This window comes from Klebsiella spallanzanii (genome assembly GCF_902158555.1).
GTDB lineage: Bacteria > Pseudomonadota > Gammaproteobacteria > Enterobacterales > Enterobacteriaceae > Klebsiella > Klebsiella spallanzanii.
Map to the genome: position 1 here is coordinate 320880 of NZ_CABGGS010000012.1, position 12480 is coordinate 333359.

Annotated in this window: 13 protein-coding genes; 8 read left to right on the forward strand and 5 right to left on the reverse strand. The window is 55.4% G+C overall.

Annotated elements, in window-relative coordinates:
- The first annotated feature begins 65 nt into the window (after positions 1-65).
- The 8 genes from radC (at position 66) to mutM (ending at position 7680) form a co-directional block, all read left to right on the forward strand.
- A complete protein-coding gene (gene radC, locus FN082_RS12710) occupies positions 66-731 on the forward strand; it encodes a RadC family protein (protein ID WP_139538376.1) in 666 nt (221 codons plus the stop codon).
- A 342-nt stretch (positions 732-1073) separates the two neighbouring features.
- The gene (gene rpmB, locus FN082_RS12720) at positions 1074-1310 is read left to right on the forward strand and encodes a 50S ribosomal protein L28 (RefSeq protein ID WP_002436699.1); all 237 of its coding nucleotides are present in this window, start codon (positions 1074-1076) and stop codon (positions 1308-1310) included.
- A 20-nt stretch (positions 1311-1330) separates the two neighbouring features.
- The gene (gene rpmG, locus FN082_RS12725) at positions 1331-1498 is read left to right on the forward strand and encodes a 50S ribosomal protein L33 (RefSeq protein WP_003024094.1); all 168 of its coding nucleotides are present in this window, start codon (positions 1331-1333) and stop codon (positions 1496-1498) included.
- A 201-nt stretch (positions 1499-1699) separates the two neighbouring features.
- Entirely contained in the window at positions 1700-2377 is a 678-nt protein-coding gene (locus FN082_RS12730; RefSeq protein WP_139538375.1) for a vWA domain-containing protein, read from the forward strand.
- Between the two features lie 4 nt (positions 2378-2381).
- Positions 2382-3107 carry a PP2C family serine/threonine-protein phosphatase gene (locus FN082_RS12735; protein WP_142465520.1) on the forward strand — a complete coding sequence of 242 codons (726 nt, stop codon included), beginning with the start codon at positions 2382-2384 and terminating at the stop codon, positions 3105-3107.
- Positions 3097-4470 carry a DNA-binding protein gene (locus FN082_RS12740; RefSeq protein WP_142981681.1) on the forward strand — a complete coding sequence of 458 codons (1374 nt, stop codon included), beginning with the start codon at positions 3097-3099 and terminating at the stop codon, positions 4468-4470. The genes FN082_RS12735 and FN082_RS12740 overlap by 11 nt, the downstream gene beginning before the upstream one ends.
- Positions 4471-6807 (forward strand): energy transducer TonB, encoded by a 2337-nt coding sequence (locus FN082_RS12745; protein WP_142981683.1) that lies wholly within the window; start codon positions 4471-4473, stop codon positions 6805-6807.
- A 63-nt stretch (positions 6808-6870) separates the two neighbouring features.
- Positions 6871-7680 (forward strand): bifunctional DNA-formamidopyrimidine glycosylase/DNA-(apurinic or apyrimidinic site) lyase, encoded by an 810-nt coding sequence (mutM, locus tag FN082_RS12750; RefSeq protein ID WP_142981685.1) that lies wholly within the window; start codon positions 6871-6873, stop codon positions 7678-7680.
- Between the two features lie 67 nt (positions 7681-7747).
- Here the strand turns inward: mutM and coaD are convergent, their stop codons facing one another.
- The 5 genes from coaD to FN082_RS12775 all read right to left on the reverse strand — a co-directional run bounded on the left by coaD (position 7748) and on the right by FN082_RS12775 (position 12478).
- Positions 7748-8224, reverse strand: a complete 477-nt coding sequence (coaD, locus tag FN082_RS12755) for a pantetheine-phosphate adenylyltransferase (RefSeq protein WP_004106901.1) — start codon at positions 8222-8224, stop codon at positions 7748-7750.
- Between the two features lie 2 nt (positions 8225-8226).
- On the reverse strand, positions 8227-8997 hold the full coding sequence (locus FN082_RS12760; protein WP_139538369.1) for a glycosyltransferase family 2 protein: 771 nt from the start codon (positions 8995-8997) through the stop codon (positions 8227-8229).
- A complete protein-coding gene (gene waaA / locus FN082_RS12765) occupies positions 8997-10271 on the reverse strand; it encodes a lipid IV(A) 3-deoxy-D-manno-octulosonic acid transferase (RefSeq protein WP_142981687.1) in 1275 nt (424 codons plus the stop codon). Before waaA ends, FN082_RS12760 begins: the two co-directional genes overlap by 1 nt.
- A 92-nt stretch (positions 10272-10363) precedes the next feature.
- The gene (locus tag FN082_RS12770; RefSeq protein ID WP_142463772.1) at positions 10364-11353 is read right to left on the reverse strand and encodes a glycosyltransferase; all 990 of its coding nucleotides are present in this window, start codon (positions 11351-11353) and stop codon (positions 10364-10366) included.
- 30 nt (positions 11354-11383) lie between these two features.
- Positions 11384-12478, reverse strand: a complete 1095-nt coding sequence (locus FN082_RS12775) for a glycosyltransferase (RefSeq protein WP_139538366.1) — start codon at positions 12476-12478, stop codon at positions 11384-11386.
- Between the last annotated feature and the right edge of the window lie 2 nt (positions 12479-12480).

The following is a 12480-nucleotide window of genomic DNA, read 5'->3' on the forward strand; positions in this document are numbered from 1 at the left end:
ACTTATATATCGGCGGCGCTAAAAGGCTGTGCCAGGATAGCGCGGACTGGGAAGGAGGGGCCGCGATGGATATACAGGAATCCCTGATGCCAAGGGAGAAAATGCAGCGTTATGGTATTGAGGTGTTGTCAGATATTGAACTGCTGGCGCTGTTTTTACGCACCGGCACGCGCACGCAGGATGTCATGACTTTTGCACAGGATTTACTGCAGCGATTTGGCTCGCTGTATGGCCTGTTATCGGCGGAAGAGTCACAGTTTGATGACGTTGAAGGTATTGGCCTGGCGAAATATGCGCAGCTAAAAGGCATTGCTGAACTGGCCCGACGCTATTTTTGTCTGCGGATAACGGAAGAACCCTCTCTGGTTAGCCCGTCGATGACGCGGGAATTTTTGCAAAGCCAACTGGCCGACGAAGAGCGTGAGATCTTTATGGTGATCTTTTTAGACAATCAGAACCGGGTATTGAAACATAGCCGACTTTTTTCTGGTACTCTTAGCCACGTTGAGGTGCATCCGCGAGAAATCGTACGCGAAGCCATCAAAGTGAACGCCGCCGCGGTGATCCTGGCACATAATCATCCATCCGGTAGCCCTGAGCCGAGTAAGGCCGACAGGCTGATTACCGAAAGGGTAGTAAAATGTTGCCGATTCATGGATATACGCGTGCTTGATCACCTTGTTATCGGCCGCGGAGCGTACGTATCTTTTGCTGAACGCGGCTGGATTTAGCCCCGATCATGCGATCCATCGGGATCTTTGTCTGTTCGGGACTTGAGCACTTCGCCGAGTCAGCGTATACTACGCCACCTTTGAGAATCTCGGGTTTGGCATTTGGGCCTGGCAATCGAGAGTTCGCGTGTACACGAAATCATTCAAGTTGTATTGAGGCGGCAAGGGAGTGAATCCCCTGAGCTTACATAGGTAAGTGACTGGGGTGAGCGAGCGCAGCCAACAAAGAGACAGCTTGAAGGATAAAGTGTATAGAACTATGCGATGACCGGGCTGTGAAGCCTGACGAGGCGCCAATACCCCATACGAAGCTCGAGCTAATTTGATTTTTGGAGAATAGACATGTCCCGAGTCTGCCAAGTTACTGGCAAGCGTCCGGTGACCGGTAACAACCGTTCCCACGCACTGAACGCGACTAAACGCCGTTTCCTGCCGAACCTGCACTCTCACCGTTTCTGGGTTGAGAGCGAGAAGCGTTTTGTCACCCTGCGTGTATCTGCTAAAGGTATGCGTGTTATTGATAAGAAAGGCATCGATACAGTTCTGTCTGAACTGCGTGCCCGTGGCGAAAAGTACTAAGTACTTAGAGGAAATAAATCATGGCTAAAGGTATTCGTGAGAAAATCAAGCTGGTTTCTTCTGCTGGTACTGGTCACTTCTATACCACCACGAAGAACAAACGTACTAAGCCGGAAAAACTGGAACTGAAAAAATTCGATCCAGTTGTCCGTCAGCACGTTTTATACAAAGAAGCTAAAATCAAATAATTTTAGACTCCTTGTAAAGAAAAACCCCGCCCCGGCGGGGTTTTTTGTTTCCGTTTTACAGTCTTTCCCTTCTTCTAAATTTATCACTCAATTCTTCTTCTCGTTGTTAATCATTAACCATATGAATGAATTGGTTTTTCTTGTCTTGCCTGCATAGGGTGTTTATCCTTCCGGTACAGAAAACCACCGACAGGGATTGTTATGACGTCTTTAATTCCGGATGTTTCATTTATTGATAATAGTGAACAGCGTACGCCTTTAATTCTGGTCCTCGATTGTTCCGGCAGTATGGACGGTCAGCCCATAGCCCAGCTAAATCAGGGGCTCAAGCTGCTGGAAAGCGAACTTAAGAATGATGTTATCGCTGCCAAACGCGTTCGCCTGCTGGTGATTAAATACGGCGGCTACGATGAATGTGAGCTGTACGGCGACTGGTGTGACGCGATGGATTTTACTGCTCCCGTGCTCGAAGCTAACGGCCTGACGCCAACCGGGCAGGCCGTTAGCCTGGCGCTGGGTGAAATTGAAGCTGAAAAACAGCGTCTGAAAGCGGCTGGCGTACCCTATACCCGGCCCTGGCTGTTTTTGATGTCAGATGGCGAGCCTACGGACAACTGGCAAGCGGCGGCTCAGGAGTGTCGTGAAGCGCAGGCGGCAAATAAAGTCGCCGTATTCCCGATTAGTGTAGGAAATGAAGCCACTGAATCAATGGGCCACTTCAGCCGTAGCGGTATTAATGGCGTGAAACAGCTAAAAGGGCTGCAGTTCCGCGAGCTGTTCCTCTGGCTAAGCGCCAGCATGCAGGTGGTGTCTCAGTCGACACCTGGCGGTAAAGCGCAACTGCCGCCAACGGATAGCTGGTCAGAAATTTCGGTCTGACGCGATGAACTGGCGCATTTATGCTTCGTCGGTTATCGGCAGCAGCCACCGACAAAATAACCGTCCCTGCCAGGATGCCTTTTGCTTTCGCAATGTAGGCGATCGTCTGGTCGCCGTTGTTTGCGATGGTGCCGGATCTGCCGCGCATAGCGAACAGGGCGCGGCTTTGGTCGCCCGTGAGCTGGTTGAGGGCCTGGCAAAATTTACCGCTGTGCCTGATGAAAAGCAGCTGGTTACGCTGGCAGAGAGCGTGCGCGAGGGCGTTCTGCTACAGGCGCGGGAGCGGGGGCTTTCCGCTGGCGATTTTGCCTGTACCGTTGTGGCCGCGTGGCTCGGGGATACTGCCTCAGCGGTGCTGCATATCGGCGACGGCGTCGCGGCGCTGACCATCGACGCTGAACAGCACCTTTCTTTGCCTGAAAACGGTGAATATGCCAATCAGACCTGGTTCCTTACCAGCCACGACTGGCGCGAACATTTACGCATCAGCCAGTTTGCTGGCAGAGTCACGCAACTGGTGATGATGTCCGACGGCGTGCAGCCGTTTGCGCTAAACCGGCGCGGCGATGCGTTATTCTCCCCCTTTATGGACCCTGTTTTGCGTTATTTGCAGCAGGTTTCCGAGGAGAAGGGGAGCGAAGCGATATGCGCCACGCTTGACGATCCGCGTACCTGGGCGATAACCGGTGATGATAAGACGCTTCTGGTAGCTTTGCGCCATGAAGTCTAAAAAGATTCCGACCTGCTACACCGGACAGCGCCGTGCGGTACGTCTGGGAAAACTCATCAAGAGCGGCGGTGCCGGCAGCGTCTATTTCCTGGCGGATGACCCTTCCCGGGTTGCGAAAATTTACCATCCCAATACTGATGCCAGCTATTACCAGCGCAAGCTGCGCGCCATGCTTGCGCAGCGTCCGGAGATCCCCGCGCCTGCCGACGGTGAGGCGGTTGTCCAACTGGCGTGGCCGGATTATCTGCTCTTCGACGAGCGCAAGCGCGTTATTGGCTTTGTTATGCCGGTTCTGGATACCCAGCGCACGATTGAGCTGGAGTATATTTTGCAGTCACGGCAGGCGAAGGCGCAGAATCTGCCGGAAGGTATCGGCGCGAAAGTGAGCCTGGCCTGCAACCTCGCGACCCTGGTCTCTGCGCTGCATGGACGACAACATCGGGTTATCGACATGAAGCCGGTTAACCTGCGTTTTTATCGCGACAGCCTCTATATCGCGCTGCTGGACTGCGATGGTTTTAGCATTCAGGGCGAGGGCGAGCGTTTTCCCGCCGGGCAGTTCACGCCGGATTACCTGGCACCGGAGTTCCAGCGCATCGGGCAGGTACCTGATGCGCAGGAAGAGGAGCAGGATCGTTTCTCGCTGGCGGTCATTATTTTCCAGTTGCTCAACCACGGTATTCATCCCTATAGCGGCCGTTCGCAAACCGCGAAGGTGCCCGATGATTTACCCGGTCGCATCGCCGACGGTTGCTACGCCTACGGCGTCAATGCGGCAAAAAATATTACCCCGGTACCGGCCAGTACCCACCATCTGCTGCCGATCGAGCTGCGTAAGCTGTTCGACCGCGCTTTTAGCGGCTCACCTGCCCGACGCCCTTGCGCCGATGAATGGGCGCAGGTATTGCGCCCTTATGCGCTACGCAGTACGCAAAAAATTGTTCTCTGTAGTAAGAAACATCAGCATTTCGCCGGTATGCCGTGCCTGGTCTGCGCGCGTGAAAAACAGGTTGTAGAAGGCGTAAAACAGGCGAAGCAGCATAAGCAAACGCAAACTGTTCGTCCGCGTCCTGCGCCCATCAAGCGCCAGCCTCGCGTTGCGCCGGCCGCTGCGGTACCTCGTCAGCCAACCAGGCCGGGACCGTTAACGCTGCTGTGGCGCAATATGCGCAGCAAAGTTCCTGCATTTGTTTGGCATGGCGCGCTGGCCCTGATTAGCACGCTGGTGATGGCCATATTAGCGCGTAATTTTACCCAACTGAGCGGTCCCTGGCATGCCTGGTACGATAACGCGGCGTTAATCCTGATTTTTGTCTGGATAGCCGTGATGGGGCTGCGGGCGATTCTTCGGAGTAAGCCATAAATGATTACGCCGAAGTTAAAACACCTGCTGGTCATCTTGTCTTTGATTGCGCTTTTTGTCGCGCCGAATATGGTGCTCTTTCTCTGGTCTGCACCCTTTATGTTGGTGGATAAGCTTTCGCTTTTACCGGCGGTGCTGAATGCTCCCCAGCGTTTATTGCTCTACGGCCTGTGGCTGGGGGGCACTCTCTACTTTTCCGCTCTTATGTGGGTGGCGATTACCCGGCGCAATAAAGGCTATCTGGCAGCCGCCGTGGCGCAGGTTGTTTTTGTTATCGGTATCACGTTATTCAATGTACCTATCGGCGAGCAAAACCAGCGGCGCTGGCAGAGTATGAACCAGCTGGAGTCACCCGCCTGGCAGGATTTTCTCTATGTCCGCGACCGCTATGCCCGTTTTAATCATATAACCCAGCCGTTTAATCAGCACAATATTATCGAGCTATTTCTCGCGCGGAAAAAACCGCTGACGGAGCTACCGCTGGGCTGGAATGAACAAGACGCCGCCGCTGCCGATGCGCTCTGGCAGCAGGCATTGGGCTATCGCGAGCAGGAAGCGAAGGCCCTCACTAAAATGGCTGATTACCTGAGCTGGATGCCGGACCGGGGCGATCTGACGCTGGCAACGGCCATCCTGACGTTGACAACGGATGCCAATAAAGCACAAGCGGAAAGAGCATTTCGTCGGGCCATTGCCATTGCGCCAGAAAACCCTGACGCCTGGCTGGGCTGGGCATTAGCGCTGATCCAGTCTCGTGATGATGAGCAGGTGCGAAATTCGCAGTTTCAGCCGTTCACGCAAAGTATTACTAGCGGATTATTGATGGCGGAGGGCCTGAAGGATAGCCCGCGCCAGCCTGCGCTACAGCAGCGGTTAGAGGCGTATATTGCGCAAATGCCGGCAGAAGATCGGCAAATCCTGCACATTCTGCGGGCCAGAATGCAGACCCGTTCCTGCGATTTGCCATGGGACAGGTATGCTGCCAGGGAACAAGGTGAGGCTGGTAAGGTGCTGCCTTTATCGAGATCAATTGTGTTTAAACAAGGCCCCGTACCTGGCGTCAGCCCGGTTAACGAGCGCTTTCCTGGACACGTGAGCATTGAGGCGGAGCAGTATGGCATCTGGAAAGAGAGTTTGCAGAATATGCCCTATCCGGCGATAAATAAATTTATCAAGTCGGCGACGACGGTGCTTTCGGTGGATACCGGGGTAGGCGGCGATCTATTAAATGCGGTGGTCGAGTGCAGTAGCGGCGTTCCCGAGTTTGACAAGGCGGCGCTTCACTACGTGCAGCAGTGGCGTTTTGCTTCTAACCGGCACGGAGAGCGCTTGCTGATACCGGTGAACTTTATCAGCGATCGTCTGCCTCCTGAGGAGCACTATCGGGAAATGGAATCACGGGCGGCGCGTATCGCCCGGCTGGCGGCCCGGCATAATAAAGCCGGGATGGAAATTGCTGCGCAAGAGATGGTCGCTCAATTCACCCGGATGAAAGCGCTGTTTCCGCAGAAGAAGCTCAGTGCCGAAGAGGTGCGAAATCTACAGCTCGTCTACTTCAAAAAGCGGGATAAAAGTCCCAAAGGCAGAATGGAAGGCTTTACTGAAATGACGGAAGCGATGGAAGCCCTGGTCGATACGCATCCGTACTATGCGCCGTTGTTGAAGGATCTGGCGCTAAGAAAGAGCTTTGCTTCTTTTGACGAGAACCGGGCAACGTGGGCGCAACTGCTGGCGTTGGCTCCGGAGGATCCGCAGGTGTGGATGGCCTGGGGCAGTCTGTGGGCTGAGCGCGATCCTGAACTGTATATCGGCGCGATGATCTACTCCCTGCTGCTACAGCCCCTCGCTGCGGATACCGAGCAGAAAATAGCGAATATCAAAACTAAGCTGCTGATGCGGGTGGGCATGGGCGAGCGTAGTGCGATTCTTTCGGCAAAAGTGTACGCAAATTATGCCGATATCCTCGGGGAAAGAACGAAGGGTGAAGATACCGCAAAAGCTGGGCAAATCTTGCCGCCGAGTAAAACGCGGGGCCGTCATGAAACCATTGTTCCTGGTGACTTTCCGAGGGGTATGGCAGTTGATATCGACCGAAATGAAGTGTTAAACGCGTCTTTCTTCAACGTTGAGTGGAAGGCGCCGCAAATGCCGGGTGATAAACGGACTGAGCTTACCGTTGATATTGATAAAAGCGGCGTTCCGACGCTGGTGCTGGTGAGCAAAAGCAGCGAAGTGGAAGATGATGATGCGCGGGCGGTCGATATGCTGTGGCGCTGGAAATTTAAACCACAGCCCGATGGCAGACAGATAACCGTTGGTGTGAATTTTCAGCACTAACCGCGTCGTTGCCCTCTGAACGAGGTAAAATAGGAACGCCTGCTGTTTTCATATGAGAAAAATATGCCTGAATTACCTGAAGTAGAAACCAGCCGCCGCGGTATTGAGCCGCATCTGGTTGGGGCGACCATCCTGCACGCCGTGGTGCGTAACGGACGCCTGCGCTGGCCGGTTTCCGAAGAGATCTATCGACTGAGCGACGTTCCGGTTCTCAGCGTGCGCCGCCGTGCCAAATACCTGTTACTGGAGCTGCCCGACGGCTGGATTATCATCCACCTGGGCATGTCGGGAAGCCTGCGCATTCTGAGCGAAGAGCTGCCTGCGGAAAAACACGATCACGTTGATCTGATCATGAGCAACGGCAAGGTTCTGCGCTATACCGATCCGCGCCGCTTTGGCGCCTGGCTGTGGACCAAAGAGCTGGAAGGCCATTCGGTACTGGCGCATCTGGGGCCGGAGCCGCTGAGCGATGAGTTTAACGCTGACTATCTCCAGCAGAGGTGCGCGAAGAAGAAAACCGCAATTAAGCCCTGGCTGATGGATAACAAGCTGGTGGTCGGGGTCGGCAATATCTACGCCAGCGAATCGCTCTTTTCGGCAGGGATCCATCCTGACAGGTTGGCCTCATCGCTATCGCGCGAAGAGTGTGAACAGCTGGTGAAGGTGATCAAGCTGGTGCTGCTGCGTTCCATCGAACAGGGCGGTACCACGCTGAAAGATTTCCTGCAAAGCGACGGTAAACCGGGCTATTTTGCTCAGGAATTACAGGTTTATGGCCGCAAAGGTGAACCCTGCCGTATTTGCGGAACGCCAATTGTCGGCAGCAAACATGCGCAGCGGGCGACGTTTTATTGTCGCCAGTGCCAGAAGTAAAGCGTGGAGGTTGTGCTTGGTCTGGTAGCCCGGACAGGCGCATCGCGCCGCCTCCGGGAAGACAGCCCTACAGCTTCTTCAGCAGCGCCTGATGCACGTTAGCCGGCAGGAAGTGGGAGACATCGCCCTGGTGGCGCGCGACCTCTTTCACCAGCGAAGAGGAGATAAATGACCACTCTTTGCACGGCATCAGAAAAACGCTCTCCAGCGTTGGCATCAGATGGCGGTTCATGTGCGCCAGCTGCATCTCATATTCAAAATCCGCCACCGCCCGCAGGCCGCGAATCAAAATATTCGCCTGCTGCGCGCGGGCGAAATTGGCCATTAAGTCGCTAAAGCCAATCACTTCAACGTTAACCAGATGCGCGGTTGCCTGGGTGGCCAGCGCGATGCGCTCGTCGAGAGTAAACATCGGCTTTTTGCTCGGGCTGGCGGCGATAGCCAGCAGTACCTTGTCAAACATGCTGGCCGCACGGGTGACGATATCGATATGGCCGTTAGTGATAGGGTCGAAGGTGCCCGGATAGATCGCTTTTGTGCTCATAATTACACTTTCTCCGAGTAGCCGCGGCTTAGCGCCCACAGCTCGGTGTATTTATTAAACGTGTATTGCGCGTTGACCACCGCCAGTAGCCAACCTTGTTTTCCATCCAGAACGCCGCCACGCAGCAGTAGCGTTTTTACAAAGGCGCCCAGCGTATGGCCGAAGATACCGGCCAGCGAGGCCTTCTTGCCCTTCTGGTGACGCTCCAGCGCCCAGGCGGCGGCATAGGCCAACTGCTTTTGCTGAAAGCCGGAAAAGTCGCGGCAGGTCAGATGCAGCAGGTCGCCTGAGAGTTCGATAATCGGCGCGCCTTTGCTGTCGAGAGATTCGTGCACCAGATTATTGTTATAGCGGTAACGGTCACGTTCGTACAGGCGCATTACGCGGTCCGGATACCAGCCGCTGTGGCGCATAAAGCGACCGAGAAAATAGTTACGCCGGGCGATGCTGTAGATAGCGCCGCTTTGCGGCGCGGCCAGCACGCTGCGAATCGACTGCTGAAGCTCCGGGGTGACGCGCTCGTCGGTATCGATCATCAGCACGTAGTCGCCGGTGGCGTAGTCCTGGGCGCGCTGGCGCTGGATACCGTAGCCCTGCCAGTCGTCATTGATATGAACCTGAACGCCCAGGCTGCGGGCTAATTCAACGGTATTGTCGCTGCTGCCGGAATCCAGCAGCACTATCTCATCGGCCCAACTGACTGACGCCAGACAATCAGGCAGTAAATCCGCCGCGTTTTTGGCGATCATCACGACCGAGAGTCGAGGCGACATTAGTGGCTCCGCTGCGGCAGATAGGGTTGCAGTAACTGTAGCAGACGGGAGAGCGCCCCCTGGTTTTGGTGCAGGACCTCCACCGCGTGGCGACCATACCACAGGCGATAATCTTCATCTGTCAGTAGGTTAGACACCTGCGTTACCAGCGAGCTGGCGTCGGTCACGGTAATCAGGCCGTCGTCCTGCTGCAGCTTGGCGCAGATATCTTTGAAGTTGAAGGTGTGCGGGCCCATCAGCACCGGAATCGCATGAGCGGCGGGCTCCAGCGGGTTATGACCGCCGCGCTCCACCAGGCTACCGCCGACAAACGCGAGGTCGGCAATGCCGTACAGCAGCATCAGCTCGCCCATGGTATCGCCAATCACCACCTGGGTGCTGCTTGACGGGATTTCACCGGTGCTGCGCAGGGTGTAGCTCATTCCGGCTTTTTGTACCATCTCGCGGGCGTCGCCGAAGCGTTCCGGGTGGCGGGGGACGAGGATCAGCAGCAGGTCGGGGAAGGTTTCCAGCAGCTTCTTATGCGCCTGGAGAATAATCTGTTCTTCGCCATCGTGAGTGCTGGTGGCAATCCATACCTGGCGATGCGGCGCCCACTGGCGGCGCAGGGTGATGGCGCGTGCGGCCAGTTCAGGTGTAACCGAGATATCAAACTTCAGGCTACCGGTAACCGCCAGCTGATTGCGCTTCAGGCCAAGGGCGATAAAGCGGTTGGCGTCTTCTTCGTTCTGCGCGGCGATAAGCGTAATACGGCTCAGCAGCCGACGCATAAATTTACCCAGTTTGGCATAGCCTTTCGCCGAGCGTTCGGACAGGCGGGCGTTGGCAATAACCAGCGGGATTTTACGCTTATGCAGCGTGGCGACCATATTCGGCCACAGCTCGGTTTCCATGACGATAACCAGCTTCGGCTGAACGGTATTGAAAAAGCGATTCATCGCGCCGGGCAGATCGTAAGGCAGGTAGACGTGATGCACGTCTTTACCAAAGGCGGACATTGCGCGTTCAGAGCCGGTCGGCGTCATGGTAGTGACGGTGATCGGCAGAGAGGGATAACGGTGGCGTAACGCCCGCACCAACGGGATAGCCGCCAGGGTTTCGCCGACGGAAACGGAATGCAGCAGAATACCATGCGGTTCTACCTTGTTCTGACAAAAGCCATAACGTTCCGCCCAGCGTTTACGATAGGCAGGGGCCTTACGGCTGCGTAACAGCAGTCGCAGCCACACCAGCGGCTGAATAAGGTAGAGTAGGGCGGTATAAAGCAATTCCAAGCGATTTATCCGTATTAATGTTTTTGCGGGCAAATTCTAAGCATTTAACCCGCGTAAAGCTATCTCTTTGGCGGAATCTAAGGGATTCAGTATTAAGCCGCGTCGCGATAGCGCTTGATACGCAGATAGCGGCGTCCAAGACGCCAGCGCAGGCGGAACGTACGAGCGTTTTTCCAGATCAGGTTCCAGATACCGCGGTCAAAGAACTCTTTAATGATAACATGCTTTTTTGACTCATCTTTCATGCTATCGAAAGTATGAATAATCCCTAGCCCTTCTTTGGCTATTTGCCAGCGGCAGGCGGAAATATCGCGAACCTTGTCCGGATAGCGCTGGTTGATGGCGTCCAGCATCTCCAGAATCTTCATATAGTGGCGCGCCGAACGCATCAGCGTATCGTCGTTGTCCGGCTTGTGCGACACCGATTCAGAGTGAATATAGTAGTCGTAGAACTGCTCGCTGGTGTACTGCACGCGTTCTGCCGCCAGCAGCACTTCCGTAGTCCAGGGAATATCCTGATGGCGCAGGCCAGGCTCAAAGTGGAAGTTGTGGCTGGCGATAAACTCGCGACGATAGATGTTCAACCAGGTGACATGCAGGAACTTACGAGAATCCAGCGCCTGCTTTAACCACACATGGCCGGGCAGAACGCCGGTAGACTGCAACCGATCCAGCGGAAAAATGGGGTGAATATCTTTTTTGCTCTCGTAGACGTAGCGGCCGTTGCAGGTGGCGACGTCAAGATTGCCCTTTTCCGCCATCTCAAGCAGGGTGCGGAACATGCCCGGGTAGAGCTTATCGTCGATATCCGGGAAGGTCAGATATTTACCGGTCGCCACGGCGAGGCCGGTATTACGCGCCACCGAAACCCCCTGATTTTCCTGCTCCAGCACTATGACGTTTTGCAGGCGGTCTTTCCACAGGTCGATCACTGCCAGGCTGCCGTCCGTCGACCCGTCGTTCACCAGGATCAGTTCATAGCTTTCCAACTGCTGTTGCTCAAGGCACTCAAAGAATTGCGCAAGGAATTTTTCGCCGTTATAGACGGCGGCCACGATGCTCAATAAAGGCGTTTGACTCATAAATCATTCGATCCTGGTTGAATAACGGCGTCAGGCGCTGCGCAACTGACGGTACTGCTGGCAAATTGACGCGACGCTGAATTTTTCCAGCGCCGATGCGTCGATGACAGGGGGGCTATGGTAAATGCTTTGCATCGTCTGAGCCAGCGCCGGGCTGTTTAGCTCTGACAGGCCGCGCGATAGCTCGCCGGTCAGAATTTCAGTGACGCCGCCCGGGCAGCGGGTGCTGGCGACTGGCGTATCCAGCAGCAGCGCTTCAACCACCACGTTGCCAAAGCCTTCGCTATCGGAGCTCAGGACCAGCATCCGCGCGCCTTTAATCCACGGCAGCGGGTTTTTCTGGAAGCCTTTAAACAGGACGCGATCGCTAACCTGTAGTTGCAGCGCCAGCTGGCGCAGGCGCTGCTCTTGCTCCTGTTTACCCTGTCCCAGTAGCACCAGCGGCGCGTCTATACCGCTTTGCGCATAGGCCTCAATCAGGCGGTCGTGGCGTTTGCCGGGGTGGAAACGGCCCACATGAATAATATAGTCGCCATCGGGTCGCTGGCTGGGTTCTTCAGCTGCGGCACGCAGCGCGGCGATATCAAACGGGTTATAAATGGTTTGCAGTTGTGCCGGACGAATAGCGAACTGCTCGACCAGATCCTTGCCGACCGCATCGGAAACGGTCACGACGTTGCGCCCCTGATAAACGCGCTTGATCTTCTGCTGTTTCATCCAGCGGTCAAAACCAGTGCGATGGCCGAGGTAAGAGGTGGAGAACACGCCGTGCAGGCAGAACCAGACGTTACGCCCGTTCAGCAGGCGACTGCGAGAGACGATGCGGTCAGTTTTATGCAGATTCGACAGCACCAGGTCGAAACGGCCCTGCGGTTCTGCTTTCTCGATCGCCGCATCAAGCTGGCGCGCGCGGCGGGATAGCTCGGTCAGTTTGCGCCACGGTTTGCGGCAGCGGTCGGCGATCACCTGATAATCCAGCCCTTCCGGCAGCGGGTAATCACAGACGTCGCGCAGGGAAAAAAGCGACACCTGCTCTCCCTCTTTAAGAAACTGTTCCGCCAGCGTCAGCACCACTTTTTCCGCGCCGCCGCCGGGCAGGCCGTCGATAACAAACAGTATGCGCATCG